This is a genomic window from Rhizobacter sp. (assembly GCF_032229685.1).
Classification (GTDB): domain Bacteria; phylum Pseudomonadota; class Gammaproteobacteria; order Burkholderiales; family Burkholderiaceae_C; genus LMDS01.
In genome coordinates this window covers 79,100-104,708 of the sequence record NZ_JAVTWP010000045.1, presented here as the reverse complement: position 1 = coordinate 104,708, position 25,609 = coordinate 79,100, and the positions used below count along the sequence as shown (strand labels likewise).

The window sequence follows — 25,609 nt, the reverse complement described above, 5'->3', positions numbered from 1 at the left end:
GGCGGAGCGCTCGCATACAATCTGTCACCCGCACTTCATCGCGGACATAAGGACCTCATGAACTCGTTGATCTCGGTCTGGGACGCCACCGTGGCCTTGCTGGCCCATGGTTTGATCGAAACGACCTGGTGGGAAGTGCTGCTGGTCACCCTCGTGATGACCCACATCACGATCGCCTCTGTCACGATCTTCCTGCACCGCGCCCAGTCGCACCGCGCGCTCGACCTGCACGCGATCCCCTCGCATTTCTTCCGCGCCTGGCTGTGGCTGACCACCGGCATGGTGACGAAGGAATTCGTGGCCATCCACCGCAAGCACCACGCCAAGTGCGAAACCGAAGAAGACCCGCACAGCCCGCAGACGCGTGGCATCAAGACCGTGCTGCTGACCGGCGTGGAGCTCTACCGCGCCGAGTCGAAGGTCAAGGAGACCATGGTCAAGTACGGCCTCGGCACCCCCGACGACTGGCTCGAACGCAACCTCTACACCCGCTTCAGCTGGCAGGGCGTGGGCGTGATGCTGCTGATCGACCTGGGCCTGTTCGGCGCCATCGGCCTCACCGTCTGGGCGGTGCAGATGCTGTGGATCCCGATCATGGCCACCGGCGTCATCAATGGCCTGGGCCACTGGTGGGGTTACCGCAACTTCGAAGCGCCCGATGCGTCGACCAACGTGTCGCCGTGGGGCATCGTGATTGGCGGCGAAGAGCTGCACAACAACCACCATACCTACCCGACCTCGGCCAAGTTCTCGGTCAAGCCGTACGAGTTCGACATCGGCTGGGGTTACATCCGCGCCCTCGAGATGATGGGCCTGGCCAAGGTGCGCAAGACGCCGCCGACCCTCAAGCTGGGCAGCATTCGCCCCGTGGCCGACGACAAGACGCTCGAGGCGGTCATCGCCAACCGCTACGAGGTGATGGCCAAGTACGCGCGCAACCTGCGCGAGGCAAGCCACGCGGAAGCGCAGCGCCTGAAAGCCGAAGGCGCGGCAAGCGCTGCCAAGCTCGAGAACATGCTGCTGGCCAAGCGCTGGCTGCACCGTGACGAAGACAAGATCCCCACCGCCGTGAAGGCGCGCGTGGCCGCTGCCGTCGAGCACAGCCCGGGTCTGGCCAAGCTGGTGGCGATGCGCGAAGAACTGCGCCAGCTCTGGACGCGCACCAATGTGTCGGCCGAGCAACTGGTGGTCGACCTGCAGGCGTGGTGCAAGAAGGCTGAAGACAGCGGCATCGCAACGCTGCAGGAGTTTTCGCTCAAGCTGCGCGCCGCACACGCGTAACGCCTTCGGCGGTTGACGACAGCGGGGTCGCTTTGCGACCCCTTTTCTTTTGCTTCTCAGTTCTCGCGCAACAAAAAACCCGCCTCACGGGCGGGTTCTTCGTTGAAGCGCCTGGCGCTTACTTCAGCTTCGTTTCCTTGTAGGTCACGTGCTTGCGTGCCTTCGGATCGAACTTGATCATTTCCAGCTTTTCGGGCGTGGTCTTCTTGTTCTTGTCGGTCGTGTAGAAATGACCGGTCCCGGCGCTGGATTCCAGCTTGATCTTTTCGCGTCCACCTTTTGCCATGATCAGCTCCTAGTGTTCAGATTTCACCGCGGGCACGGAGGTCGGCGACGACCTTCTCGATGCCCACCTTGTCGATCAGGCGCAGAGCGGCGTTCGTGATGCGCAGGCGCACCCAGCGGTTCTCGGCCTCGATCCAGAAGCGGCGGTACTGCAGGTTGGGCAGGAAGCGGCGCTTCGTTTTGTTGTTGGCGTGGGAAACATTGTTCCCCACCATCGGGCGCTTACCCGTGACTTGACAGACGCGTGCCATAACGCACTCCCCTAAATATGCCGAAATGAGTATTGCCGAAATGAATGTTGCCGTCGGTTTTCGGCAAAGACGACGATTATAGCCCGATTTGGGCCGTTGCCTACTGCTCCAGGAAGCGCTGCGCGTCGAGCGCCGCCATGCATCCGGTGCCGGCGCTCGTGATGGCCTGGCGATACACGTGGTCCTGCACGTCGCCGGCGGCGAAGACGCCCGGCACGCTGGTCATCGTGGCCATGCCGGCCAGGCCGCTCTTGGTGACGATGTAGCCGTCCTTCATCTCCAGCTGGCCCTTGAAGATGTCGGTGTTGGGTTGGTGGCCGATGGCGATGAAACAACCGGTCAGCTTGATCTCCGACGTGCCTTTGTCTTGCGTGCTCTTCAAGCGCACCCCGGTCACACCCGACGCGTCGCCCAGCACTTCGTCGAGCGTGCTCCACAGGTGCAGCTCCATCTTGCCGGCGGCGACCTTCTCGTGCAGCTTGTCGACCAGGATCGCTTCGGCGCGGAACTTGTCGCGGCGGTGGACCACGTGCACCTTGCTCGCGATGTTCGAGAGGTACAGCGCTTCTTCGACGGCGGTGTTGCCACCACCCACCACGCAGACTTCCTGCCCGCGGTAGAAGAAGCCGTCGCAGGTCGCGCAGCCGCTCACGCCTCGGCCCATGAAGGCTTCTTCCGAGGGCAAGCCGATGTACTTGGCCGAAGCGCCGGTGGCGATGATCAATGCGTCGCAGGTGTAGCTGCCCGAGTCGCCTTTCAGCGTGAACGGGCGGCGGCTGAAGTCGACCGTGTTGATGTGGTCGAAGACGATCTCGGTGTTGAAGCGCTCAGCGTGTTTCTGGAAGCGTTGCATCAATTCGGGGCCTTGCACGCCGTCGACATCGGCGGGCCAGTTGTCCACGTCGGTCGTGGTCATCAATTGGCCACCCTGCGCGATGCCGGTGATCAATAGCGGCTTCAGGTTGGCGCGGGCGGCGTACACCGCGGCAGAGTAGCCGGCCGGGCCCGAACCGAGGATCAGGACTTGTGCGTGGCGGGGAGTTGAGCTCATGGGGCTGGGTGTGAAGGGTTGGATTCGGCGTGTGCGCGACACATGCCGGGCCGAGAGTCTGACATGGGGTTGATTCCGGCTGACGCCCAGCCCCGTAATCGTCACAATAGCGAAAATCTGAAAAACGTGAGCTTCTACCGAAGAATGCCGCAACAGGGTGATGCGGCACATTGACAGCAACAACACGAAAGGCGTTCCCGTATGGCCATGCTTTCCAACCTCGACCTGATCCGGCGTGTACCGCTGTTTTCGTTACTCACCAACGACCAGGCGCAGGGCATTGCCGACAGCGTCGTCAAACGGCGCTTCAGGCGTGGCGAGATCGTGGTGGAACACAACAAGAAGTCGAACGCGCTTTTCATCCTGCTGACCGGCCGGGCGCGTGTGCTGACGGCCGACTCGCGTGGCCGCGAGGTCATCCTGGCCGTGCTGCAGCCGGGTGACTATGTCGGCGAAATGAGCCTCATCGACAACGAACCGCATTCGGCCACCGTGCGCGCCGAAGTCCAGACCGACATGCTGATCCTCGGCCGCGCCGAGTTCGCGCGCTGCCTGCCCGAGAACTCCAGCCTGTCTTACGCGATCATGCGTGGCCTGGTGCAGCGCTTGCGCAGCGCCGACCGCCAGATCGAATCGCTGGCCCTGCTCGACGTCTACGGCCGCGTGGCCCGCACCCTGCTCGACATGGCCGAGGCCGATGGCGACACCAAGACCATCCGCAACAAGGTCTCGCGGCAAGACCTGGCCAAGGTCGTGGGCGCGTCGCGCGAGATGGTCAGCCGGGTCATGAAAGACCTGGAAGAGCGCGGCATGATCGAAACCCAGGAAAACGGCTCGGTGATCATCAAGGAACAGCTCACGGGCTGATGCTCCGGGCAGTGCGGCGGGCCTGGGCCGAAGCGCCCACCGGATCGTCCACAATCCGCCCATGACCTTTCCCCTAGGCTCGCTCCGTTCCGAAGGCGGCCCCTCTGCGGCTGCCGCAAAAGCCGGCTCCTACAGTCGCGATGCGTCGGCACCCGCAGGCGCGGCACCCCACGCCGCAGGGTGGCGCGCACAGTTGCTGCTGCTGGCCACCGGCGTGCTGTGGCTGCTGGCGGTGCTGGCCCTGGCCACGCACAGCGCGGCCGACCCGGCCTTCTCGACCTCCGGCACCGGCGCGCCGCTTGCCAACAAGGCCGGCGTGGCTGGTGCCTGGTTCTCCGATCTGGCGTATTTCATCTTCGGCTACTCGGCCTGGTGGGCCGTGCTGGTGGCGCTGCGCACCTGGCTGGGCGCGCTCGCCCGCGTGTTGCGTGGCGACGTGGCTTTCCCGCCTGGCGCGGCGCCGGCGCGCCATCCGGTGTGGTTGTTCTGGCTCGGGCTCGGCTTGTTGCTCGCTGCCAGCGCGTCGCTCGAATGGACGCGCCTTTACCAATGGGAAGCGCGTGTCGCCGGGGGCAACGCCGGCGGCGTGGTCGGTTATTCGCTCGGCAAGCTGAGCCAGCACGTGCTCGGCTTCGCCGGTTCGGGCGTGTTGTGGATCGCGGCGCTGGTCGCCGGCATTTCACTGGCGCTGCGGTTTTCCTGGCTGCGTGCGGCCGAGGGCATCGGTGCCTGGGTCGAATCTCTGCGCGAACGACGTGTCGAGCGCATCGAGCGCGCCGAAGACGTGCGCGCTGGCGAGAAGGCCCTTCGAGAGCGCGAACTCGTCGTCGATGTGGAACACCAGTTGCACGAAGACCACCTGCCGATCGTGATCGAAGCGCCGGTGATCGAGGTGCCGCCGAGCGCGAGGGTCGTGAAGGAACGGCAGAAGCCGCTGTTCGTCGAACTCGCCGACACCAAGCTCCCGCAGGTCGACCTGCTCGATGCCGCGCCCGGCCGCATGGAGAGCGTCGCGCCCGAAACGCTCGAGATGACCTCGCGGCTGATCGAGAAGAAGCTGAAAGACTTCGGCGTCGAAGTGCGCGTGGTCGCGGCCTCGCCCGGCCCGGTGATCACACGCTACGAGATCGAGCCCGCCACGGGCGTGAAGGGCTCGCAGGTGCTGAACCTGTCGAAAGACCTGGCGCGTTCGCTCAGCCTGATCAGCATCCGCGTCGTCGAGACCATTCCCGGCAAGACGACGATGGCGCTGGAGCTGCCCAACGCCAAGCGCCAGATGATCCGCCTCTCGGAGATCCTCGGCTCGCAGGTGTACAACGACGCGGCCTCCCAGCTCACCATGGGGTTGGGGAAGGACATCGTCGGCAACCCGGTCGTCGCCGACCTCGGCAAGATGCCGCATTGCCTGGTGGCCGGCACCACCGGCTCGGGCAAGTCGGTCGGCATCAACGCGATGATCCTGAGCCTGCTCTACAAGGCTGAAGCGCGCGATGTGCGGCTGATCCTCATCGACCCGAAGATGCTCGAGATGAGCGTCTACGAAGGCATTCCGCACCTGTTGTGCCCGGTCGTCACCGACATGAAGCAGGCCGCCAACGCGCTCAACTGGGGCGTGGGCGAAATGGAGCGCCGCTACAAGCTGATGAGCAAGATGGGCGTGCGCGGCCTCGCCAGCTACAACAAGAAAATCGACGACGCGAAAGAACGCGGCGAGTTGATTCCCAACCCCTTCAGCCTCACGCCCGACGAACCCGAACCGCTGGAGCGCCTGCCCTTCATCGTGATCGTGATCGACGAACTCGCCGACCTGATGATGGTCATCGGCAAGAAGATCGAAGAGCTGATCGCGCGGCTGGCGCAGAAGGCGCGTGCTTCCGGCATCCACCTGATCCTGGCCACGCAGCGGCCAAGCGTCGACGTGATCACCGGGCTGATCAAGGCCAACATCCCGACGCGCTTGTCGTTCCAGGTCAGCAGCAAGATCGATTCGCGCACCATCCTCGACCAGATGGGCGCCGAAGCGCTGCTGGGCATGGGCGACATGCTCTACATGCCTTCGGGCACGGGCTTTCCGGTGCGGGTGCACGGCGCTTTCGTCAGCGACGAAGAAGTGCACCGTGTCGTCAGCTACCTCAAGAGCCAGGGCGAGCCGAACTACATCGAAGGCATTCTCGAAGGTGGCACGATCGACGGCGAAGGCGGCGATGTGTTGACCGGCGAAGGCGGCGTGATGGGTGGCGGCGAAGGCGACGCGATGTACGACCAGGCCGTGGCCATCGTGCTGCAGCACAAGCGCGCGTCGATCTCGCTGGTGCAGCGCCATTTGCGCATCGGCTACAACCGCGCGGCGCGCCTGCTGGAACAAATGGAGAAATCCGGGCTCGTATCGAGCATGTCCACCAACGGCAACCGCGACATCATCGTGCCTGCCCGATCCGAATGAAGAAGAGCCTTTTCGCCGCGTTGCTGTTCATGCTGGCCTCATTCGCCGCACACGCTGACGCCGTCGACACGCTGCGCGAGTTCATTCGCGACGTGAAGACCGGCCGCGCGCAGTTCACGCAGACCGTCACCTCGCCCGACGGTGCCAAGAAGAAGACCTCGAGCGGCAGCTTCGAGTTCTCGCGCCCGAACCGTTTCCGCTTCGCGTACGCCAAGCCCTTCGAACAGGTCATCGTGGCCGATGGCCAGAAGGTGTGGATCTTCGACGCCGACCTTAACCAGGCCAGTTCGCGCAAGTTTTCTTCTGCGCTCGGCGCCACACCGGCCGCCTTGCTCGCCGGTGGTTCGCTCGACAAGGACTTTTCGCTCTCGGCCCTGCCCGCGAAAGACGGGCTCGAATGGGCGCAGGCCACGCCGAAGGCCAAGGACGGCGCGTTCAAGTCGGTGCAGGTCGGCTTTCGTGGCAAAGACCTGGCGGCGGTCGAGATCGTCGACGCTTTCGACCAGCGTTCGTTGTTGTTGTTCAGCCAGTTCGCCGCGGGCGTGAACTTGCCCGCCGACACCTTCCGCTTCACGCCGCCGGCCGGTGCCGATGTGATCGAGCAGTAGGGCGGCGTCGCGCGCGATGAGTTCGCTGCCCCTGCCGCTCGATCAGGCCCCGGGCCACGCGCCGCTGGCCGAACGCCTGCGCCCGAAGACGCTCGACGAAGTGATCGGCCAGCAGCACCTGCTCGGCCCCGGCAAGCCCTTGCGCACCGCGTTTGAATCGGGCCGGCTGCATTCGATGATCCTGTGGGGCCCGCCGGGCGTGGGCAAGACCACGCTGGCCTTGTTGGTGGCGCAGGGTTTCGACGCGCAGTTCATCGCGATCTCGGCGGTGCTTGGCGGCGTGAAAGACATCCGCGAAGCGGTCGAGCGCGCGCAGGTGGTGCGCGCGAGCGGGCGGCGCACGGTGGTGTTCGTCGATGAGGTGCACCGCTTCAACAAGGCGCAGCAAGACGCCTTTCTGCCGCACGTCGAATCGGGCCTCTTCACCTTCATTGGCGCGACCACCGAGAACCCATCGTTCGAGGTCAACTCGGCCCTGTTGTCGCGCGCGACCGTGCACGTGCTCAAGCCGCTCGAAGCCGCCGATCTGGGCGAATTGCTGTCCCGCGCCGCGGCCTTGCTCGAAGCGCCCGCGTTCAGCAACGCAGCGCGCGACCGCCTGATCGCGTATGCCGACGGCGACGCGCGGCGCTTGCTCAATGCCTTCGACAACCTGGTCAGCATGGCCGGTGGTGTGGCGCTCATCGACGAAGCCTTGCTCGAAAAGTCGCTCGGCGAACAACTGCGCCGCTACGACAAGGGTGGCGAGCAGTTCTACGACACCATCTCGGCCTTGCACAAGGCGGTGCGGGGCAGCGACCCCGACGCCGCGCTGTACTGGTTCGTGCGCATGCTCGACGGGGGTGTCGACCCGCGGTATGCGGCGCGCCGGCTCGTGCGCATGGCCAGCGAAGACATCGGCCTGGCCGACCCGCGCGCGCTGCGCATGACGCTCGACGCTGCCGAAACCTACGAGCGCCTCGGTTCGCCGGAAGGTGAACTCGCGCTCGCGCAGGCGGTGGTCTACCTCGCTGTGGCGGCCAAGAGCAACGCCGTCTACACGGCCTACAAGGCAGCCAAGGCCTTCATCGCACAAGACGGCACGCGGCCGGTGCCCTTGCGTCTGCGCAATGCACCCACTTCGCTGATGAAGACGCTCGACTACGGCAAAGGCTACCGATACGCCCACGACGAGGAGGGCGGCTTCGCCGCCGGCGAAAGCTACTGGCCCGACGGTATGGAAGCGCCGCAGTTCTACCGCCCCGTGGATCGAGGCCTGGAAATCCGTATCAGCGAAAAGCTCGCCGAACTCAAGCGTTTGAACGACGCCGCGCAGAAGCCGCGCTGAAGGTCAAGCCCCGGGAAAGTCTGAGGCGGGCGCGCAGAATGGCGAACCTAGAATTCGCTGCGCTCGGGGCGGCGGTCATGCCGGCCGGCCCCGGCGTTTCGAGACCGTGGCCGGAATATTGCTACCGGCAACAGACACGGCATGGACCCCGCAACAAGGCAGGTGCCCAAGGGTCGGCGAGACCGGGTTTCGTCTGAAGCCACGTCGCTTCAGCGGCGGCCCGGGTTGACAACGCAGGAGAGTCAGGAATGGACACCTTCATCCAGCAGATCATCAACGGTCTGGTGCTCGGCAGCGTGTATGCGCTGGTGGCACTGGGCTACACGATGGTCTACGGCATCATCAACCTCATCAACTTCGCGCATGGTGAAGTGTTGATGGTCGGGGCTCTGACGAGCTGGACCGTCGTCGTCTCCCTGGCAGGCCTGGGCCTGCCCGGCTGGCTGCTGCTGCTGATCTCGCTGGTCGCCGCCATCGTGGTCTGCTCGGTGCTCAACTACTCGATCGAGAAGATCGCCTACCGGCCGCTGCGCAACGCACCCCGGCTCGCGCCGCTGATCACCGCGATGGGCATGAGCCTCTTGCTGCAGACGCTGGCGATGATCATCTGGGAGCCGACCTACAAGTCGTACCCGATCCTGCTGCCGAGCGAGCCGTACCACATCGGCGGGGCGGTGATCAACAACGTGCAGATCATGATCCTGACGGTCACCGCGATCACGCTCACGGGTCTGATGTACCTGGTCAACCGCACCAAGCTCGGCCGCGCGATGCGCGCCACCGCCGAGAACCCGCGTGTCGCCGGCCTGATGGGCGTGCGGCCCGACACGGTGATCTCGGCCACCTTCGTCATCGGTGCCGCGCTCGCCGCGCTGGCCGGCGTGATGTACGCGGCCAACTACGGTTCGGTGCAACACACCATGGGTTTCCTGCCGGGGCTGAAGGCGTTCACGGCGGCGGTGTTCGGCGGCATCGGCAACCTCGCCGGAGCGATGGTCGGCGGTGTGCTGCTCGGGCTGATCGAGTCGCTCGGCGCGGGTTACATCGGCGTGCTCACCGGCGGTGTGCTGGGCAGCAACTACCAGGACATCTTCGCGTTCATCGTGCTCATTCTCGTGCTGACGCTGCGCCCGCAAGGCCTGCTCGGCGAGCGTGTCGCTGACCGCGCCTGACCAGGAGCCCACACCATGAAGACCAACAAGCTCGTTCAATACCTGCTCATCGGCGTCGGCCTGCTGATCCTGCCGCTGATCGCGCAGCAGTTCGGCAACGCCTGGGTGCGCATCATCGACATCGCGCTGCTCTACGTGCTGCTGGCGCTCGGCCTGAACATCGTGGTCGGTTATGCCGGTCTGCTCGACCTGGGCTACGTCGCCTTCTACGCGGTCGGCGCCTACATGTTCGGCCTGCTCGCGTCTCCGCAGCTGACCGATGCCTTCCCCGCCATCGCGGCCATGTTCCCGAACGGCCTGCACACGCCGTGGTGGGTGGTGATCCCGCTCGGCGCGGTGCTGGCGGGCCTGGCCGGCATGCTGCTCGGTGCCCCCACGCTGAAGCTGCGCGGCGACTACCTCGCCATCGTCACGCTCGGTTTCGGCGAAATCGTGCGCGTGTTCATGAACAACCTCGACGCGCCGGTCAACATCACCAACGGCCCGAAAGGCATCGCGCAGATCGACGACATCTCGATGTTCGGCGTGCACTTCGGCAAGACCCAGGAACTGTTCGGCATGGAGTTCCCGAAGGTCACGAACTACTACTACCTGTTCCTGGTGCTGGTGCTGATCGCGATCGTGGTGTGCTACCGCCTCGAGCGCAGCCGCATCGGCCGCGCCTGGATGGCGATCCGCGAAGACGAGATCGCCGCCAAGGCGATGGGCATCAACACCCGCAACCTGAAGCTGCTGGCCTTCGGCATGGGCGCCACGTTCGGCGGTGTGTCGGGTGCGATGTTCGCCACCTTCCAGGGCTTCATTTCGCCCGAGTCGTTCAGCCTGCAAGAGTCGGTGATGATCGTCGCGATGGTCGTGCTCGGCGGCATCGGCCACCTGCCCGGCGTGATCGTCGGGGCCCTGCTGCTGTCGGCGCTGCCCGAGGTGCTGAGGTACGTGGCTGGCCCGCTTCAGCAGATGACGGGCGGCCGTCTCGACGCCTCGATCCTGCGCCAGTTGCTGATTGCCTTGGCGATGATCGGCATCATGCTGTCGCGACCACGCGGCTTGTGGCCGGCGCCCGAGCACGGCAAGGCCGCGCCCATGGCCCCTTCGAAGTGACCGGGAGCACACCATGAGCGAAACCATCCTCAAGGTCGGCGGTGTCTCCAAGCGCTTCGGCGGGCTGCAGGCGCTGTCCGAAGTCGGCATCACCATCATGAAAGGTCAGGTCTACGGCCTGATTGGCCCGAACGGCGCCGGCAAGACCACCTTCTTCAACGTGCTCACCGGCCTGTACACGCCCGACTCAGGCTCGTTCGAACTCGGCGGCAAGCCCTACAAGCCGACGGCGGTGCACGAGGTGGCGAAGGCCGGCATCGCGCGCACCTTCCAGAACATCCGCCTGTTCGCCGAGATGACGGCGCTCGAGAACGTGATGGTGGGGCGCCACGTGCGCACCGAATCGGGCCTGATCGGCGCGGTGTTCCGCACCAAGACCTTCAAGGCCGAAGAAGCCGCGATCGCCGCGCGCGCGCAGGAGCTGCTCGACTACGTGGGCATCGGCCGCTTCGCGCACTACAAGGCACGCACGCTGAGCTACGGTGACCAGCGCCGCCTCGAGATCGCGCGCGCCCTGGCCACCGACCCGAAGCTGATCGCGCTCGACGAACCGGCGGCCGGCATGAACGCGAGCGAGAAGGTGGTGCTGCGCGAACTGATCGACCAGATCAGAAAAGACGGCCGCACGATCCTGTTGATCGAGCACGACGTGAAGCTCGTGATGGGCCTGTGCGACCGCCTGACCGTGCTCGACTACGGCAAGCAGATCGCCGAAGGCACCGCCTCCGAAGTGCAGAAGAACGAGAAGGTGATCGAGGCCTACCTCGGCGCCGACCACAAGAATCACTGAGGGCGCACGACATGGCCAACACATTGCTCAAGGTCACCAGCCTGAAGGTCGCCTATGGCGGCATCCAGGCGGTCAAGGGTGTTTCTTTCGAAGTCCACGAAGGTGAACTCGTCAGCCTGATCGGCGCCAACGGTGCCGGCAAGTCGACCACGCTGAAGGCCGTCACCGGCCTGCAGCCGGCGGCGGCGGGCGACATCGAATACCTCGGCAAGTCGATCAAGGGCCAGGGCCCCTGGGACCTGGTCAAGCAGGGCCTGATCATGGTGCCCGAAGGCCGCGGCACCTTCACCCGCATGACGATCACCGAGAACCTGCAAATGGGCGCCTTCGTGCGCAACGACGACGCGCAGATCGCGGTCGACATCGAAAAGGTGTTCACGATCTTCCCGCGCCTCAAAGAGCGCCGCAACCAACTCGCCGGCACCATGAGCGGCGGCGAACAGCAAATGCTGGCGATGGGCCGCGCGCTGATGGCGCAGCCCAAGGTGCTGCTGCTCGACGAGCCGTCGATGGGCCTGAGCCCGATCATGGTCGACAAGATCTTCGAGGTGGTGAATGACATCCACAGCCGCGGAACGACCGTGCTGCTGGTCGAGCAGAACGCGAGCCGCGCCTTGCAGCTGGCTTCGCGTGGCTACGTGATGGACTCGGGCGAAGTGACGATGAGCGGCGAGGCCAAGGCTTTGCTCAACGACCCGAAGGTGCGCGCCGCCTACCTCGGCGAGTGAAGGTTTCGCCCGGCGGCGGGCGCCCGGTCACGCCGAGGGCGGGCGATACAATTCGCCCGCCATGAATCAGCCTGCGAACCTCTTTCACGACCGCGCTTTCCGAGGCGACTGTCGCCCCGTTGATGTCTCGGCGCCGGCCCTGTGACGATCGAACTGCAAACCCCTGTCCCCGTGTCTCTCGCGCCGCTGGTGTTTCACCGTGTGCAGGCGGGTGACACCGAGCCGCCGCACGTGCTCGGCGGGCGCCGGGTGGGCCCCGGCACGGGTCTGTTCGAACACGACCTGCTCGCACCCGGCGGCGCCGTGGCCGATCTCTGGTCAGCAGGCACCGTTGCCCACGCACAAGGCCATGGCTGCGTGCAGTTCGCGAGCGACGGGCAGTGGCTGCACGGTTACGCACAGATCGACGACGCCACGGCCAGCGGCGGGCTGCACGCCGCGGCGCGCCAAGCCTATGCCGACCTGTTCGAGGTGCTCGCCGCGAGCGATTGCCCGCACCTGCTGCGCCTGTGGAACTACATCGCCCACATCAACGCGCCCGATCACGACGGCGTGGAACGTTATCGCCACTTCAACGCCGGACGTCAGCAGGCCTTCATCGACGCGCGCCGCAGTGCGTTCGACGGCACGCCGGCCGCCTGCGCGCTCGGCACGGCCGAAGGGCCGCTGCGGGTGTTTTTCCTGGCCGGGCGGCAGGCGCCGCTGGCGATCGAGAACCCGCGCCAGATCAGCGCCTACCGCTACCCGGCGACCTACGGTGCGCGCAGCCCCACGTTCTCGCGCGCCGCGCTCGCCGCGGTCGGCGCGGGCCGCCAGGCGCTGTTCATCTCGGGCACCGCCAGCATCGTCGGTCACACCACGCTGCACATCGGCGACGTGCGCCGGCAGACAGAAGAGAGCCTGGCCAACATGGCCGCCGTGCGCGGGGTGGCCGCCTTGCGTGCCGGCTCGGCGTTCGATGCCGCCGACATGTTCTACACGGTCTACGTGCGGCACCGCCAAGACCTCACCACGGTGCGCGAGGTCTTCGAGCGTCACGTCGGCGCGCACAGCGCGGCTGCGCGCGAAGCCGTCTATCTGCAGGCCGACATCTGCCGCGCCGAACTGCTGGTCGAGATCGAAGCCCATGCCTTCGTGAACCAGGAGTCGCCGGTTTGAAGCTGCTGTCGTGCGTGGCCGCGGCACTCGCAGCGCTGGCTTTCGGGAACGCGGGCGCCGCTGAACCGGGCGAGCCGCCGCAGGTCGGCCTGCAGGTTCCGAAACCCGCCACGGAGACCGCCACCAGCGTCAAGCGCCCGCTCTGGGAGCTCGGTGTCGGCGTGGCCGGCCTGAGCCAGCCCGACTACCGCGGTTCTGACCAGAGCAGCGTCTACCTGTTGCCCTTGCCCTATGTGGTGTACCGCGGCACCTTCCTGAAGTCCGACCGCGACGGCACACGCGCCTTGCTCCTCGAATCGCAACGCGTGAAGGTCGACCTGAGCGTGGCCGCCTCCACCCCCGCACGCAGCCGCGGCAATGAAGCACGCGAAGGCATGCCCAACCTGCCCGGCACGTTCGAGATCGGCCCCAACGTCAACATCACGCTGCTCGGCACGGCCGACCAGAAACCGCGGCTCGACCTTCGCCTGCCGCTGCGGGCGGCGATCACGCTGCAACGTTCGCCCAAGTCGGTGGGCGCCACGTTCTCGCCGCACCTGAACCTCGACCTCGCCACGTTTGCCGGCGGCTGGAACGTGGGCTTGCTGGTCGGCCCGCAGTTCGCCGACCGCCGCTACAACCGCCAGTACTACGGCGTCGACGCGGCCTATGCCACGCCGCAGCGCGCGGCCTACGAGGCGCGCGGTGGCTATGCGGGCTGGGACGCGATCGCCGCCACCTCGCGCCGCTTCGGCAACATGTGGGTCGGTGCCTTCGTGCGTTACGACAACCTGCGCGGCGCGGTCTTCGAAGACAGCCCGCTGGTGCGGCGCAGGTCGGGTGTTACGGCGGGCTTCGGTGTCTCGTGGATTCTGGACACGTCGTCCGAGCTCGTCGACAGCCCGAACTGAGGTGCCGTTTGAGGTTTTTGCGGCGCTTCGTCCACAGCGTGATGTTCTACGTGCTGCTGACCCACCTGGCGATGATGTCGCTCACGTGGAGCCTGGTCGCGATCGTGCTGTACCCGCTGCTCTCGCGCGAGAACGGTGTGATCGTCGGGCGCGCGGCGATCTCGTCGGTCTACCGTGGTTTCTGGAGCTGCGCGCAGGCGCTCGGGTTGATGCGCATCGACTACGAAGCGCTCGACGTGCTGAACGAAGACGCCGGCCTGATCATCGCCGCCAACCACCCGAGCCTGCTCGACGCGATGCTCGTCGTGGCGCGGGTGCCGCGCGGCATCTGCATCATGCGTGCGAGCCTCATGCACAACCCGTTTCTCGGGGCCGGCGCACGCCTGGCGCGCTACATCCGCAACGACCCGCCGCGCGGCATGATCCGCAGTGCGGTGCGCAACCTGCAGGCGGGCGGCCAGCTCGTGCTGTTCCCGGAAGGCACGCGCACCGTCACGTCGCCGATCAACCCTTTTCGCCCCGGCATGACGCTGATGGCGCACATGGCGCAGGTGCCGATCCAGACGGTCATCATCGAGAGTGAATCGCCGTACCTCGGCAAAGGCTGGCCGATCTGGCGCACACCGCAATTCCCGGTCGTGTTCAGCGTGCGCCTCGGCAAGCGCTTCGCGCCCGAAGCCGACCACATGGCGCTGCTCAAGCGCATCGAAACCTACTTCTCCGAAGAACTCCGCACATGACGGCCGCCTCGACCACGCACCTGGTGTTGATCCCCAGCTACAACACCGGGAGCACGCTGCTCAAGACGGTGCGCGCGGCGCGTGCGCAATGGAGCCCTGTGTGGGTCGTGATCGACGGCAGCACCGACGGCAGCGCGGCCGGTGTGCGCGAGCTCGCGGCCAGCGACGCGGGCCTCAAGCTGATCGAGCTCGAAGTCAACAGCGGCAAGGGCGCGGCCGTGCTGCACGGCCTGCAGGCCGCACGTGACGCCGGCTTCACGCACGCGCTGACCATGGACGCCGACGGCCAGCACCCGGCCGACCTGATCCCCGCGTTCATGCAAGCCTCGTTGCAGTACCTCGACTCGATGGTGCTCGGCCGGCCGGTGTTCGATGCCTCGGCGCCGCTGCTGCGCGTGCGCGGCCGCAAGGTCTCGAACTGGTGGACCAACCTCGAGACGCTGGGCGCCGGCATCGACGACTCGCTCTACGGCTTTCGTGTCTACCCGGTCACTGAGCTGATCGCCGTGATGCGGCGCCAGCCCTGGATGCGCCGTTTCGACTTCGACACCGAAGCCGTCGTGCGACTGGCCTGGCGCGGTGTGGCGCCGCTCAACCTCGCCGCGCCGGTGAAGTACCTGACGGCCGATGAAGGTGGTGTCTCGCACTTCCGCTATGGCCGCGACAACGTGCTGCTCACATGGATGCACTTGCGCCTGATGCTCGAGTTCGTTCTGCGCCTGCCGTGGCTGCTGTTCCGGCGCCTGACCGGGCGGCCACCTTTCCAGCACCGCTGACCCTGCGCCAGCAGCGCCACGCGCGCTCGTGTACCGTGAAGTGTTGTGCCACTTCGCGAGCCCGCCGATGAACCGCCCCGACCTGCTGCGCCGCCGCCTCGTGCAAGCCTCGATCGCGCTGCCCGCTGTGCCCTTGCTGAGCGCGTGCGCCGCGCCCTTGCCCGTGTCGCTGAACGCCAGCACCACACCGGCCGCGCGAGCGCTGCTGATGGAAAGCGCGCGCGCCCACGGGCTCGAGGCCTTCCAGGCCCTGCGCGATGTGAGCGTCAGCTATTCCGGCGAGTGGCGTGCGCTGATCGGGAGAATCCAGCCCGCCATCGTCGACGCGAGTTTTCGCGCCAGCTCCGAAGAGCGCCTGCTGCTGCGCGAAGGCATCGTGGCGCAGGCCCACACCGGCCCCGGTGGGCGCAAGCAGGTGCTGCGGCGCACGGCGCCCGGCGGGCAGGGCGAGATCAAGGTCTGGTTCAACGGCGAAGAAGCGCGTGATGTCGAGCGCCGCTCGGCGGCGGCGATCGTCGTCGACAACTACAGCCTGTTCCTGCTCGGCCCGCTGCTGCTGGCCGACAAGTCGTTCGCCGACAGGTTGTCGGGCATGGAGATCGGCGGTGTCGAGTGGGTCGAAGACCAGGAGTGTGACGTGCTGCGGCTGCGCATGGCGCCGGGCAACGGCTTGTCGTCGCAAGATCAGCTGGCGCTGTTCATCGACCGCAAAGAGCGGCTGATGCGCCGCATCCGCTTCACGCTCGATGGCTTTGCGGGCACGCAGGGCGCCATTGCCGAGACCGAAACCTTCGACCACGTCACGCTGCATGGCGTGCGCTGGCCGACGCGCTTCTATGAGCGTGTTGTGCGGCCGATCAGGCTGCCGGCGCACGACTGGCGCCTGACCGGGCTCGACGTGAACCGCGGCTTGCAGGTGAACGATCTCGACGGCCCGGTGTTCGGTGGCGCGGCCGCGGCGCCGGCGGCGCGGCTCAAAAGCTGACGACCGGGCGGCCGCCCGCTCAAACCATCGCGCCGTTGACCGAGATGATCTGGCCGCTGATGTAAGCGGCTTCGGTCCCGGCCAGAAACGCCACCAGCGCCGCCACTTCGTCGGCGGTGCCCGCGCGCTTCATCGGTACCAGGCGTTCGATCAGCGCCTTGTCGAACACCGCTTCGGCCATGCCGGAATCGATGATGCCGGGCGCGACCGCGTTGACCGTGATGCCGCGGCTCGCCACTTCGAGCGCGAGCGCCTTGGTCGCGCTGTTCAGCGCACCCTTGGCGGCGGCGTAGTTCACCTGGCCGCGGTTGCCCGTGAGCGAGGCCACCGACGAGATGTTGATCACACGCCCCCAGCGGGTGCGGATCATCGGCAGCATCAGCGGCTGCGTGACGTTGAAGAAGCCGTTCAGCGACACGTCGATCACGTGTTGCCACTGCTCTTCGCGCATCGCCGGGAACACCGCGTCGTCGTGGGTGCCGGCGTTGTTGACGAGGATCTGCACCGGGCCGCCGAGCAGCAGTTGTTCGCAGGCGGCGAGCGTGGCGGCGCGGTCGGTCAGGTCGAACGCGCAGGCCTCGGCGCTGAAACCCTCGGACTTGATCTTTTCGGCCAGCGCTTCGGCCGCGTCGAGGCGCTTGTTCGCGTGCACGATCACGTGCGCGCCGTCGCGCGCCAGGCGCGTCGCGATGGTGCTGCCGAGGCCGCCGCTCGCGCCGGTGACGAGGGCACGCTTGGTCGTTGTGGTGGGGTTCATGCGAGTGGGGTGTTGAGCACGACCGCGGCGCGGCCTTCGGCCACCGGTTCGCCGGCGTGGCTGACCGTGAACGCGTAGAGGATCTGGCGCGCGTCGCCAGCCTGGCGTGTGGCGGTGATGTGCAGCTCGCCGGGCAAGTCATCGAGACGCAGCCGGTGCAGCTGAACACCGCGGGTGCTGGCCAGGTAACCCGGCGTCGCCGGCACGCCGCTTTCGATGCCGATCAGCGCGCCGTGCAAGGCCATCGCCTGCGCCGCGTATTCGATCGCGTTCGGTGCCAGCAAGCCACTGCGTGTGCGCAGCGGGTTGTGCGGGTCACGGTGGCTGTCGGCGTGGCAAACGATCTGCTGCTGGTCCCAGGCGTCGAGCGTTTGCAGCAGGCACATCGTGCCGCTGTGCGGGATCAGCTCGGCGATCTGCGCCTGCGTGAGCGTCTGCGCCGGCGTGGTCATGCCAGGGCGTGCAGGTCGACACGCTGCACCTGGACCTTCAAGGTCAGAGTGGGCAGGTAGGTGAGCGCGAGTGTCTGCAGGCGCTCCTCGCCACGGGCCAGCGCCTGCAGCAGCGGCAGGCTGCAGGCCGCGGGAATGGCGAGGCGCAGCGCTTCGAGCGACGCGTCGTTGCAGGCGGTCGGTGCGCTCGCGCCGGGCGCGAGCTCGATCGACAGCGAAGCGAGCGAACGCGCCGAGCGCGCAGCACTCAGCACCAGCGCCACGCCGAAGTTGTCGGGCAGCGGGCGCGCCGCATGCAGCGGCTCGGGGTAGGGCGTGTCGCTCGCGACGAGCAGGATCGGCGCGCCGCTCAGCGCCACGCTCGTCGCCGCTTCGATCAGGCCGGCGCCGAAGCTGGCGTCGAAAGCGCCGAGGCTCGTCGACGCCGCGCGGCTCGCCACCGCGATGTGCCAGTAGCCGGCCGCCGCGTTGTGCACCGAGTTCGTGAAGCGTGTGGGCGACACCATCGGCGTGTCGGTCGCCAGCGTCTCGCACAGGATGTGGCAGTTGCCACCTTCGCCACTCGACGCGCTGAACACCGTGGCCAGCGTGTGCGGGTCGGCGCCGGCGTGGGCCACCGCTTCGTCGGCCACCGCCATCGCGAGCTTCACGGCCGCACCGGCGCGGCGCCGTTCGGCCGGCGGCAGGCGCGCCGGTGGCGGCAGCACCGAAGGCACGAAGACGTGCGGCTGTTCGCCACGCAAGGTGGCGAGCGAAGCGGGCCACGAGGCCAGCCCCGGGCCGAGCACACCCACACCGTCCACCCACACCGTGAGGCCGCTCATCGTGCCGCTCCGAAAACCAGGCTCGCGTTCGAGCCGCCAAAACCGAAGGAATTCGACAGCACATGGCGCAAGGCTGCGCTGCGGTTGTGCTGCAGGTAGTTCGCGTGCAAGGCCGGGTCGAGCGTCTGCACGTTCAGGCCGCCGGGCATGAAACCGTGTTGCAGCGCGAGCAGGCAGATGACCGCTTCGACGCCACCGGCCGCGCCCAGTGTGTGGCCGGTCGCGCCCTTGGTCGAGCTGCAGGGCGTGCCGGTGCCGAACACCTGGCCCACGGCGCGGTCTTCGGCCGAGTCGTTGCTCGGCGTGGCGGTGCCGTGCAGGTTGATGTAGTCGATGTCGGCCGGCGTGAGCGACGCGTCGGCGAGCGCCATCTGCATCGCTGCGATCGCGCCCGCGCCTTCGGGGTGCGGTGTGCTCATGTGGTGGCCGTCGTTGCTTTCGCCGACGCCGAGCAGCCAGCCTTGTGGTGCGTCGCTGTCGCGTTCCACCAGCGCGAAGGCCGCGGCTTCGCCGAGCGACAAGCCGTTGCGCGCAGCGTCCCAGGGTCGGCAGATCTGCGGCGACAACAGCTCCAGCGAGTTGAAGCCGTGCAGCGTGGTCAGGCACATGCTGTCGACACCGCCGACGACGGCGGCGTCGATCAGGCCCGCGCGGATCATGCGTGCCGCGTTGCCGAACACCTTGGCGCTCGACGAACAGGCGGTCGACACGACCGAGCTCGGCCCTTCGAGGCCGAGCGCCTGCGCCGTGAAGGCGGCGAGCGAGTGGGCGTTCTGTGTCGTGGCGTACAGGTAGTCGGGCGGCAGCGAGCCGTCGGGTGCGCGGTGGTGGTAGGCGAGCTCGGTCTGCAGCAGGCCCGAGGTGCTGGTGCCGAGGAACACACCGACCCGGTGCGCGCCCCAGCGCTCTCGCGCAGCTTGCACCGCCTCGACGAAGCCGTCTTGTTGCAGGCCGATCCAGGCCAGCCGGTTGTTGCGGCAGTCGAAGTCGCGCAGCGCCGACGGCAGCGTGACGGCATCGACCTCGGGCACTTCACCCGTCCACGTGGGCAGCGCCACGTTCATGAAGCGCGCCGGTGCCAGGCCGGTGCGGCCTGCTCGCAGGCCTGCAAGCGTGACGTCGCGGCCGGCGCCCAGGCCGGTGGTCAGCGTGCTGGCGGTGATGCCCAGTGGCTTCATGCCGCCGCTCCTTCGCGCGCGACACGCGCCGTCAGCAGCACGTTGGCGAACGGTGTGCCCTGGCTCATCGGCAGGCTTTGCACCTCGAAGCCGAGCGACTCGAGCTGCGCGATCCAGAGTGGCAATGTTCGGCCGTAGACCGGCGTCACGCGGTGACCGCGCACCCGCGTGACGACGCGGTCGACCCACTGGCTGATGGCGAAGCCGCGCCGCGCCGCCGCGTCGCCGACGCGCAGCAGCAGCAAGCCACCGGTCGGCAGCGCACGCCGCACGCGTTGCAGCACCTCGTTCTGCTCGGCGATGCTCACGTAGTGCAACACGTCGAGGATCACGACGGCGTCGACATCGGGGAACGGCGCATGGCGCATGTCGCCGCAGACGAACTCGGCGCTGTCGCCGAGTGCGGCCTGGGCGCGCGCCACGTCGCGCTGCATCAGCTCGATGCCGTGCACCCGCGCATCGACTGGCGCGCTGGCCCACCCGTTTGGCCACTGGCCCCGTTTGGCGCGGGCATGGGCTTCGCGCAGCAGGCTGGCGAGCAGGCCCTGGCCGCAGCCGATGTCGAGCACACGCGCCTTGGGCGCGATCAGGCCGTGCCGCATCATGTGCAGGAACACCGGGTCCATGCCGAGCTTGCCGCGTGCGAAATGCCAGGCGAACTGCCCGTGGGCGCGGTAGGGCACGCTCGCGGCGTCGACCAGCGATTTCCAGTCGCTGCGGGTGGAGGCGGCGGCCATCACGCGGCCAGCTCCTTGCGGGTGGCTTCGGGCAGCGTCACGCTGCGCAGCCCGTTCTGCGCGAACGCGCGCAGCAAGGCCGGCAACACCTCGAGCACGACCGGGCGGCCCGTGGTGGTGCGCGCACCGTTGTGATCGTGCAGCAGCAGGATGTCGCCGGCCGCGAGTGAATGCGTCAGGCGCGACAGCACGCGCTCGGGTTCGCTGCGAACGGTGTCGAAGCCGCGCCGCGTCCAGCTCACGAGCTGCAGGCCGAGCCGATGCAACACCGGCGCGAGAAAGGGGTTGCGCAGGCCGGCCGGCGCGCGGAAATAACGCGGTGCTTCGCCGGTGATCTGGCTGAGCGCGTCTTGCGCTGCTTCGATCTCGCGCTGCATGCCACGCAAGCCGAGCAGCGAAAAATTGTGGCGGTGCTGGTGGCTGTGGTTCTGCACGCTGTGGCCGCGGCGCACGATCTCGCGGCACAGCTGCGGGTGCGCCTGCGCGTGCTGGGCGATGCAGAAGAAGGTGGCGCGTGCGTCGTGGGCGTCGAGCAGGTCGAGCACGGCGGGCGTGACTTGCGCGTCGGGGCCGTCGTCGATCGTCAGCGCCACTTCACGGCGCGCCGCGGCGGTGGCCGGCAGGCGCCGCATGTTGCTGCCGAGCCAGGTCGAGCGTGGCCACAGGCCGGTGCCGGTGAGCACGGCGTGGTCGAGCGCGACGGCGCCGAGCGCCCAGGGCCACGATCCCGGAGCGGCAGCGACCGCCAGGCCGGCCCCCAGGTGGCAGGCGACGCTGGCCTTGATGAGGAGCGGTGGTCGCCAGGGCGCGGGTGCCGGGCGGGCAGGGGCAGGATGAACGTGCATGCGATGACAGGGATGGGCCACGTTGCAGGCTGGCGCCCGGGGGATGCCGGACGCGGATCCGCTCAGGCCTGCAACGGTGGCGGGATTTTCCCATAGCCGCCGCGCTCCCGCGTAGGGATGAACGCGGCCGCCAGCAGCAGGCTCAGCAGGATGCCCGGCGCCACCACCTGCCCGATGGCGCGCAGTGCCGGAATGTTCGAGAGCGCGAGCAGGCAGAACGAGATCACGGCGGTCAGGTTGGCCAGCGCCAGCGAGGCCAGCGTGTCGTTGTCGGCGCTGCGGCCGGTCTGCTCGAAATCGACACGGATCTGGTCGAAGAACAGCGCGTAGTTCGAACCGATCGCCACCATCAGCAGCAGCCCCACCAGGTGCAGGATGCCGAGCGCCACGCCCGCGAACGACAGCGCGGCGAGAACGATCAGCAGCGCAGCCGCCACCGGCAGCGCGACCCGCAGCAAGCGCTTGAGCGAGCGCTGGTGCAGGGCCAGCAGGGCGCACACGGCCAGCGCGCCGAGCAGTGCCTGCACGATCGCTTCGTGCAGGTAGCGGGTGTAGAGCGAGTTGAGTTCGCCCTTGATGTTGACGACCTGCGCGCCCGGCACGTCGGCGAGCGCCGCACGCAGCTGCGCCACGTCGATCTCTTTGGCGCCGGGCTGCAGGCTCAGCAAGGCGCGCCAGGGGCGGCCGCTTTCGCCCGGCACCAGCATCGCGTCGAGCGCGCTCGCGAGCGGCGTGTTGCGCAGCGCTGCGCGGTCGAGCAGCGGCTGGCCACGCGCGGTTTCCACGTCGGCCAGGAAGGCGCCGAGGCGTGGCGCCGACAGCGGGCCGTCGACGGTGGCCTCAAGCAGGCGCTCGGCCAGTACTTTCGGCTCGGGCAGGGCGGCGCGGCGGGCGGCCTGCATGGCGGGGCTGGGCAGCAGACGCGCTGGCGACTCGTAGCCTTGCAACGCGCCATCGGCAACCAGCTTGTCGAGCCGCGCGCCCGCGGCTTCGGCACCCGCGAGCGCACCGGCCTCGTCGCTGGCCGAGACCGCGACCAGCGTGCTCGCATCGCTCGCGCCGAGGTCGGCACGCAGGTCGGCGTCGACCTTCATCGCGGCGGCGCCGACCGGGTTCAGCGAACTCAGGTCGCCGCGCCATGCCGAGGGCATCAGCACCAGCGCCGCTGCCGCGGCGAGCGTGACGGCGGCGAGCGGCCAGCGCACGCGGGGCAGTACCGCGGCGCAGGCGCCGGTGAACCGGCCGAGCTGGCGGCGCACGCCCATGCCGGGCGCGCCGTCGGGTGCCAGCACCGGGAAGACGCAGCGGGTCGTCAGCGCCGCAGCGGTCAGCCCGGCGATCGAGAACACGCCGAGTTGCGCCAGCCCGGGGAAGCCCGAGAACACGAGCGCCGCAAAGCCGCACAGCGAGGTCAGCAGGCCGAGACGCACGGTGGGCCAGTTGTCGTGCAACCAGCGCTGCGAGCCAGAACCGGCAGTGCCGCCGGCGACGGTGCGCGCCTGGATCAGGTAGTAGATCGCGTAGTCGACCGCCTCGCCGATCAGCGTGGTGCCGAAGCCCAGCGTGATGCCGTGCACGTTGCCGAAGACGAGGCTGACGACCGCGATGCCGGCGAGCACGCCGCTGGCCACCGGCAGTGTGGCCGTGATCAGGGTGCGCAGCGATCCGCCGAAGGCCAGCAACAGCAGGCCGATGATCGCCACGCCGCCGGCGATGGCCAGGCGCTCGACCTCGCTCTTGATCTGGGTGCGCGAGCTCACCGCGAAGGTGCCGGCGCCGGTGACGATCAGGCGCAGGCCCTGGCCTTCGCCTTTGCCCTCGAAGGGCGCGAAGCTCGTGCGCACGAGTTGCAGCGTGCGTTCCTGCGCGTCGAGGTCGGCACCATCGGCGTGCGTGGTCGCCAGCAGCACGGCACGCCCGGCATCACGCGAGACCCACACGCCGCCTTCGCTGCGTGGCGACTGCGAGGGCAGCATGGTCTCGGCCATGCGCACGGTCTCGCCGGTCGGGTCGCGCAGGATCAGCGGCTTGATCATGTTGCCGGCCGGCGTGCCGAGCAGGCTCGTGGTCTCGTCGATGGCATTGCGAATGCCCTCGACGCTGAAACGTGGTGCGTCGACCGCCGGGCTCAGCAGGTAGCGGTGCTCGAAAAGGAACTTGCCGGTGGCTTCGAACTGCGAGTTGTCGCCGTTGTGCACGGCGTCGAACGCGCCGCTCTGGCGCAGCGCGGCGGCCAGCTTCAGCGAGGCGGCCGTGCGCTCGGGCAGGCTGCCGCCTTCGATGCCGACCAGCACCAGCCGCGCGGCGATGCCACTGCGCAGCTGGTCGAGCAGCACGGCCTGTTCGGCGGTGGGCGCCGAGGGCAGGAAGGCCGACAGGTCGGCCACGTAGTGCGTGCGCACCGTGACCACGGTGGCGGCGATCACGCCCACCAGCCACAGCACGAGCGCGCGGCGGCGCGCAAAAGCAGCGAAGCGGCTCAGACCTGCGCCCATGGACGCTCAGCGCGCGGCGCTGGCCGGTGCGGCCAGGCTCGTGACCACCGGCTCGATCGTCATCACCGAACGGTCGCCGTCGGCCATCACGACCAGCACCTCGCGCACCAGCGCGCGCACGCCGCTCATGCGGATCGAGACGACCAGTTCGCGCAGCAGCACTTCGCGTGGCACGAGTTCGAGCGACCAGCGCTCGGCGTTGCCGGTGACGTTCGGTTTGAAGTGTTTTTCGAGCGCTTCGCGGTTGCCGGTGAGCGTGCCGCGGATCGCCTCGAAGATCAGCGAAGCCTCGGGCGAGGCGTCGAGCGAGACCGTGCGGCTGCGGCTGCCCTGGCTCATGGTCACGTTGTTGCCCACGACCTTGACGCTTTCGCGCCGCGGCTTGAGGGTTTCGCGCACGAAGGTGTCGGGCGCCTCGAAGGCGATGCGGCCCGACGAGACCAGCGTGCGTTCGAGCATTTGCACCGTGCGCTGCTCGACGAAGGTGCCTTCGCCCGACTTGACCTGCGCGAGCGCCTGCATCAGCTGCACCAGCGTGAAGCCGGCCTGGGCGTGGGCGTGCGGCGCGCAGGCCAGCGCGGCGAGGGCGATCAGCGCGTGGCGGCGGTCAGTGCGAAGTGGCATCGGCGGCCCAGAAGTCGAAGAAGTTGAACCAGTTGTATGGTGATTCGCGGCACAAGGATTCGAGCAGCGCCACGTAGGTGCGCATCGCGTGCTGGATACGCTCTTCCTGTTCGGCGGCACCGCCGGCGGGGCGCTCGCGAAAGTCGGCCAGCTCGGTGAAACGCAGGTCGTAGCGGCGGCCACCCTGGTACAGGCCGGTCATGAAGATCGCCTGCCGGCGCAGCATGGCGGCGAGGCGAAATGGCCCGTCGGAGAAGCGCGCCGGCGCGCCGAGGAAGGGCAACACGACGGTGCGCGAACGCTCGGTCGAGGCCGCGCCCCGCAGCAGCCGGTCGCCCAGCAGGCCGGCGATGCCGCCCTGGTCGAGCCAGTCGCGCACTTCGAGCATCGCGCCGGGGTGCCCGAGGGCGATCGTGCGCAGCTTGGCTTCGGGGGCGATGGCCTGCAGCGTGGCGTTGATCAGGCGGGCGTTGTCTTCGTACATCAGCATGGCCACGTGGATGCCGTGTTCTTCGCCCACGGCGCGCAGGGCCTCGAAGCTGCCGAGATGCGCGCCGACCATCAAGGCGCCCTTGCCGCTGGCGATCGGGATGTCGATCGCTTCGGTGCCGACCGCGTGCACGTCAAAGGCTTCGAATCGTTCCTGCAGAAAGTAGACACGGTCGAGGATGGTCGATGCAAAACAGTGGATGTGCCGGTACACGTGGGTCCAGCCCACCTTGTGCCCCAACGCACGCGCCAGGTATTGCGCCGACGCGCGGCGTGCCGCGCCGTGCACCAGCAGGAAATAAATCGTGATCGGGTGCAACACGAGCCGCGCCACGCGCCGGCCGGTCTTGATCGCGATCCAGCGCATCGTGGCCAGCACCCAGAGGTTGCTGCGCTCTTCGTGCTCCGACCAGTGGGCCGTGCCCGCGCGCGGTGCCGGTGTGCTCACCGCGCTGCGCCCGCTTCGAAGTGGCCCGACGCGACCAGGCGCTCGTCGCCCCAGACCTCGAAACGCAGCGTGCGCTCAGCCGCTGTCAGCTGCAGCCGCAGCTCGGCGCCGGGCCGCACGGGCGCCAGGAACTTGGCCGCCCCGACCCGCGGCGCCGTGCCGACCAGCGCGGCCAGCGCAGGCTCGGCCAACGCCGCTTCGAGCACTTCGGACAACAACACCACGCCCGGCAGCAAGGGCTGGCCGGGGAAGTGGCCGGCGAATGTGGGGTGGTCGTGCGCGACCCGCAGGACGAGGCTGTGCATGG

At 67.9% G+C, this 25,609-nt stretch carries 27 protein-coding genes; 14 read left to right on the top strand and 13 right to left on the bottom strand.

Annotated features, from left to right (window positions below; genetic code table 11):
* Nucleotides 1–57: 57 nt before the first annotated feature.
* On the top strand, nt 58–1,281 hold the full coding sequence (locus tag AC30PD_RS22500) for a DesA family fatty acid desaturase (RefSeq protein WP_489537935.1): 1,224 nt from the start codon (nt 58–60) through the stop codon (nt 1,279–1,281).
* Between the two features lie 118 nt (nt 1,282–1,399).
* On the opposite strand, the gene rpmG is transcribed toward AC30PD_RS22500, so the two are convergent.
* The 3 genes from rpmG to trxB form a co-directional block, all read right to left on the bottom strand.
* Nucleotides 1,400–1,567: a 50S ribosomal protein L33 gene (rpmG, locus tag AC30PD_RS22495; RefSeq protein WP_056467528.1), complete on the bottom strand. Its 168-nt coding sequence runs from the start codon at nt 1,565–1,567 to the stop codon at nt 1,400–1,402.
* A gap of 16 nt (nt 1,568–1,583) precedes the next feature.
* On the bottom strand, nt 1,584–1,817 hold the full coding sequence (gene rpmB / locus AC30PD_RS22490; protein ID WP_489537934.1) for a 50S ribosomal protein L28: 234 nt from the start codon (nt 1,815–1,817) through the stop codon (nt 1,584–1,586).
* A 100-nt stretch (nt 1,818–1,917) separates the two neighbouring features.
* Nucleotides 1,918–2,868: a thioredoxin-disulfide reductase gene (gene trxB, locus AC30PD_RS22485; RefSeq protein WP_489537933.1), complete on the bottom strand. Its 951-nt coding sequence runs from the start codon at nt 2,866–2,868 to the stop codon at nt 1,918–1,920.
* A 201-nt stretch (nt 2,869–3,069) separates the two neighbouring features.
* Here trxB and AC30PD_RS22480 point away from each other — a divergent pair, with 201 nt between their 5' ends.
* The 13 genes from AC30PD_RS22480 (at nt 3,070) to AC30PD_RS22420 (ending at nt 16,453) form a co-directional block, all read left to right on the top strand.
* The gene (locus AC30PD_RS22480) at nt 3,070–3,735 is read left to right on the top strand and encodes a Crp/Fnr family transcriptional regulator (RefSeq protein WP_489537932.1); all 666 of its coding nucleotides are present in this window, start codon (nt 3,070–3,072) and stop codon (nt 3,733–3,735) included.
* Nucleotides 3,736–3,796: 61 nt separating this feature from the next.
* The gene (locus tag AC30PD_RS22475) at nt 3,797–6,178 is read left to right on the top strand and encodes a DNA translocase FtsK (RefSeq protein WP_489537931.1); all 2,382 of its coding nucleotides are present in this window, start codon (nt 3,797–3,799) and stop codon (nt 6,176–6,178) included.
* Nucleotides 6,175–6,786 (top strand): outer membrane lipoprotein periplasmic chaperone LolA, encoded by a 612-nt coding sequence (lolA, locus tag AC30PD_RS22470; protein ID WP_489537930.1) that lies wholly within the window; start codon nt 6,175–6,177, stop codon nt 6,784–6,786. The genes AC30PD_RS22475 and lolA overlap by 4 nt, the downstream gene beginning before the upstream one ends.
* Nucleotides 6,787–6,802: 16 nt before the next feature.
* Nucleotides 6,803–8,113 (top strand): replication-associated recombination protein A, encoded by a 1,311-nt coding sequence (locus tag AC30PD_RS22465; RefSeq protein ID WP_489537929.1) that lies wholly within the window; start codon nt 6,803–6,805, stop codon nt 8,111–8,113.
* Nucleotides 8,114–8,361: 248 nt separating this feature from the next.
* A complete protein-coding gene (locus AC30PD_RS22460; protein ID WP_489537928.1) occupies nt 8,362–9,285 on the top strand; it encodes a branched-chain amino acid ABC transporter permease in 924 nt (307 codons plus the stop codon).
* Nucleotides 9,286–9,300: 15 nt separating this feature from the next.
* The gene (locus tag AC30PD_RS22455; RefSeq protein WP_489537927.1) at nt 9,301–10,386 is read left to right on the top strand and encodes a branched-chain amino acid ABC transporter permease; all 1,086 of its coding nucleotides are present in this window, start codon (nt 9,301–9,303) and stop codon (nt 10,384–10,386) included.
* A gap of 13 nt (nt 10,387–10,399) precedes the next feature.
* Nucleotides 10,400–11,176: an ABC transporter ATP-binding protein gene (locus AC30PD_RS22450; RefSeq protein WP_489537926.1), complete on the top strand. Its 777-nt coding sequence runs from the start codon at nt 10,400–10,402 to the stop codon at nt 11,174–11,176.
* Between the two features lie 11 nt (nt 11,177–11,187).
* On the top strand, nt 11,188–11,904 hold the full coding sequence (locus tag AC30PD_RS22445) for an ABC transporter ATP-binding protein (protein WP_489537925.1): 717 nt from the start codon (nt 11,188–11,190) through the stop codon (nt 11,902–11,904).
* Between the two features lie 171 nt (nt 11,905–12,075).
* On the top strand, nt 12,076–13,062 hold the full coding sequence (locus AC30PD_RS22440; RefSeq protein WP_489537924.1) for a chorismate transformation FkbO/Hyg5 family protein: 987 nt from the start codon (nt 12,076–12,078) through the stop codon (nt 13,060–13,062).
* Nucleotides 13,059–13,952, top strand: coding sequence for a MipA/OmpV family protein (locus AC30PD_RS22435; protein ID WP_489537923.1), 894 nt, complete (start codon nt 13,059–13,061; stop codon nt 13,950–13,952). The genes AC30PD_RS22440 and AC30PD_RS22435 overlap by 4 nt, the downstream gene beginning before the upstream one ends.
* An 8-nt stretch (nt 13,953–13,960) precedes the next feature.
* Nucleotides 13,961–14,692 carry a lysophospholipid acyltransferase family protein gene (locus AC30PD_RS22430; RefSeq protein ID WP_489537922.1) on the top strand — a complete coding sequence of 244 codons (732 nt, stop codon included), beginning with the start codon at nt 13,961–13,963 and terminating at the stop codon, nt 14,690–14,692.
* Nucleotides 14,689–15,468 carry a glycosyltransferase family 2 protein gene (locus tag AC30PD_RS22425; protein ID WP_489537921.1) on the top strand — a complete coding sequence of 260 codons (780 nt, stop codon included), beginning with the start codon at nt 14,689–14,691 and terminating at the stop codon, nt 15,466–15,468. Before AC30PD_RS22430 ends, AC30PD_RS22425 begins: the two co-directional genes overlap by 4 nt.
* Nucleotides 15,469–15,535: 67 nt before the next feature.
* The gene (locus tag AC30PD_RS22420; protein WP_489537920.1) at nt 15,536–16,453 is read left to right on the top strand and encodes a hypothetical protein; all 918 of its coding nucleotides are present in this window, start codon (nt 15,536–15,538) and stop codon (nt 16,451–16,453) included.
* A gap of 19 nt (nt 16,454–16,472) precedes the next feature.
* Here the strand turns inward: AC30PD_RS22420 and fabG are convergent, their stop codons facing one another.
* From fabG to AC30PD_RS22370, 10 genes are all read right to left on the bottom strand, one after another.
* Nucleotides 16,473–17,210, bottom strand: a complete 738-nt coding sequence (gene fabG, locus AC30PD_RS22415) for a 3-oxoacyl-ACP reductase FabG (protein ID WP_489537919.1) — start codon at nt 17,208–17,210, stop codon at nt 16,473–16,475.
* On the bottom strand, nt 17,207–17,662 hold the full coding sequence (locus tag AC30PD_RS22410; RefSeq protein ID WP_489537918.1) for a hotdog family protein: 456 nt from the start codon (nt 17,660–17,662) through the stop codon (nt 17,207–17,209). Before AC30PD_RS22410 ends, fabG begins: the two co-directional genes overlap by 4 nt.
* Nucleotides 17,659–18,486, bottom strand: coding sequence for a beta-ketoacyl synthase chain length factor (locus AC30PD_RS22405; RefSeq protein WP_489537917.1), 828 nt, complete (start codon nt 18,484–18,486; stop codon nt 17,659–17,661). The genes AC30PD_RS22410 and AC30PD_RS22405 overlap by 4 nt, the downstream gene beginning before the upstream one ends.
* On the bottom strand, nt 18,483–19,664 hold the full coding sequence (locus AC30PD_RS22400) for a beta-ketoacyl-[acyl-carrier-protein] synthase family protein (protein WP_489537916.1): 1,182 nt from the start codon (nt 19,662–19,664) through the stop codon (nt 18,483–18,485). Before AC30PD_RS22400 ends, AC30PD_RS22405 begins: the two co-directional genes overlap by 4 nt.
* On the bottom strand, nt 19,661–20,401 hold the full coding sequence (locus AC30PD_RS22395) for an SAM-dependent methyltransferase (protein ID WP_489537915.1): 741 nt from the start codon (nt 20,399–20,401) through the stop codon (nt 19,661–19,663). The genes AC30PD_RS22400 and AC30PD_RS22395 overlap by 4 nt, the downstream gene beginning before the upstream one ends.
* A complete protein-coding gene (locus AC30PD_RS22390) occupies nt 20,401–21,246 on the bottom strand; it encodes a polysaccharide deacetylase family protein (RefSeq protein ID WP_489537914.1) in 846 nt (281 codons plus the stop codon). Before AC30PD_RS22390 ends, AC30PD_RS22395 begins: the two co-directional genes overlap by 1 nt.
* Nucleotides 21,247–21,308: 62 nt before the next feature.
* The gene (locus AC30PD_RS22385) at nt 21,309–23,741 is read right to left on the bottom strand and encodes an MMPL family transporter (protein WP_489537913.1); all 2,433 of its coding nucleotides are present in this window, start codon (nt 23,739–23,741) and stop codon (nt 21,309–21,311) included.
* Nucleotides 23,742–23,747: 6 nt separating this feature from the next.
* On the bottom strand, nt 23,748–24,365 hold the full coding sequence (locus AC30PD_RS22380) for a LolA-related protein (RefSeq protein ID WP_489537912.1): 618 nt from the start codon (nt 24,363–24,365) through the stop codon (nt 23,748–23,750).
* Complete coding sequence (locus tag AC30PD_RS22375) at nt 24,349–25,302, bottom strand: lysophospholipid acyltransferase family protein (protein ID WP_489537911.1); 954 nt, start codon at nt 25,300–25,302, stop codon at nt 24,349–24,351. Before AC30PD_RS22375 ends, AC30PD_RS22380 begins: the two co-directional genes overlap by 17 nt.
* Nucleotides 25,299–25,607 (bottom strand): ApeI family dehydratase, encoded by a 309-nt coding sequence (locus AC30PD_RS22370; RefSeq protein WP_489537910.1) that lies wholly within the window; start codon nt 25,605–25,607, stop codon nt 25,299–25,301. Before AC30PD_RS22370 ends, AC30PD_RS22375 begins: the two co-directional genes overlap by 4 nt.
* Between the last annotated feature and the right edge of the window lie 2 nt (nt 25,608–25,609).

What these genes read in the sequence shown, in the direction of transcription:
- AC30PD_RS22500 (WP_489537935.1), top strand. Translation starts at nt 58, where the DNA reads ATGAACTCGTTGATCTCGGTCTGGGACGCCACCGTGGCCTTGCTGGCC.
- rpmG (WP_056467528.1), bottom strand. Translation starts at nt 1,567, where the DNA reads ATGGCAAAAGGTGGACGCGAAAAGATCAAGCTGGAATCCAGCGCCGGG.
- rpmB (WP_489537934.1), bottom strand. Translation starts at nt 1,817, where the DNA reads ATGGCACGCGTCTGTCAAGTCACGGGTAAGCGCCCGATGGTGGGGAAC.
- trxB (WP_489537933.1), bottom strand. Translation starts at nt 2,868, where the DNA reads ATGAGCTCAACTCCCCGCCACGCACAAGTCCTGATCCTCGGTTCGGGC.
- AC30PD_RS22480 (WP_489537932.1), top strand. Translation starts at nt 3,070, where the DNA reads ATGGCCATGCTTTCCAACCTCGACCTGATCCGGCGTGTACCGCTGTTT.
- AC30PD_RS22475 (WP_489537931.1), top strand. Translation starts at nt 3,797, where the DNA reads ATGACCTTTCCCCTAGGCTCGCTCCGTTCCGAAGGCGGCCCCTCTGCG.
- lolA (WP_489537930.1), top strand. Translation starts at nt 6,175, where the DNA reads ATGAAGAAGAGCCTTTTCGCCGCGTTGCTGTTCATGCTGGCCTCATTC.
- AC30PD_RS22465 (WP_489537929.1), top strand. Translation starts at nt 6,803, where the DNA reads ATGAGTTCGCTGCCCCTGCCGCTCGATCAGGCCCCGGGCCACGCGCCG.
- AC30PD_RS22460 (WP_489537928.1), top strand. Translation starts at nt 8,362, where the DNA reads ATGGACACCTTCATCCAGCAGATCATCAACGGTCTGGTGCTCGGCAGC.
- AC30PD_RS22455 (WP_489537927.1), top strand. Translation starts at nt 9,301, where the DNA reads ATGAAGACCAACAAGCTCGTTCAATACCTGCTCATCGGCGTCGGCCTG.
- AC30PD_RS22450 (WP_489537926.1), top strand. Translation starts at nt 10,400, where the DNA reads ATGAGCGAAACCATCCTCAAGGTCGGCGGTGTCTCCAAGCGCTTCGGC.
- AC30PD_RS22445 (WP_489537925.1), top strand. Translation starts at nt 11,188, where the DNA reads ATGGCCAACACATTGCTCAAGGTCACCAGCCTGAAGGTCGCCTATGGC.
- AC30PD_RS22425 (WP_489537921.1), top strand. Translation starts at nt 14,689, where the DNA reads ATGACGGCCGCCTCGACCACGCACCTGGTGTTGATCCCCAGCTACAAC.
- AC30PD_RS22420 (WP_489537920.1), top strand. Translation starts at nt 15,536, where the DNA reads ATGAACCGCCCCGACCTGCTGCGCCGCCGCCTCGTGCAAGCCTCGATC.
- fabG (WP_489537919.1), bottom strand. Translation starts at nt 17,210, where the DNA reads ATGAACCCCACCACAACGACCAAGCGTGCCCTCGTCACCGGCGCGAGC.
- AC30PD_RS22410 (WP_489537918.1), bottom strand. Translation starts at nt 17,662, where the DNA reads ATGACCACGCCGGCGCAGACGCTCACGCAGGCGCAGATCGCCGAGCTG.
- AC30PD_RS22405 (WP_489537917.1), bottom strand. Translation starts at nt 18,486, where the DNA reads ATGAGCGGCCTCACGGTGTGGGTGGACGGTGTGGGTGTGCTCGGCCCG.
- AC30PD_RS22400 (WP_489537916.1), bottom strand. Translation starts at nt 19,664, where the DNA reads ATGAAGCCACTGGGCATCACCGCCAGCACGCTGACCACCGGCCTGGGC.
- AC30PD_RS22395 (WP_489537915.1), bottom strand. Translation starts at nt 20,401, where the DNA reads ATGGCCGCCGCCTCCACCCGCAGCGACTGGAAATCGCTGGTCGACGCC.
- AC30PD_RS22390 (WP_489537914.1), bottom strand. Translation starts at nt 21,246, where the DNA reads ATGCACGTTCATCCTGCCCCTGCCCGCCCGGCACCCGCGCCCTGGCGA.
- AC30PD_RS22385 (WP_489537913.1), bottom strand. Translation starts at nt 23,741, where the DNA reads ATGGGCGCAGGTCTGAGCCGCTTCGCTGCTTTTGCGCGCCGCCGCGCG.
- AC30PD_RS22380 (WP_489537912.1), bottom strand. Translation starts at nt 24,365, where the DNA reads ATGCCACTTCGCACTGACCGCCGCCACGCGCTGATCGCCCTCGCCGCG.
- AC30PD_RS22370 (WP_489537910.1), bottom strand. Translation starts at nt 25,607, where the DNA reads ATGCACAGCCTCGTCCTGCGGGTCGCGCACGACCACCCCACATTCGCC.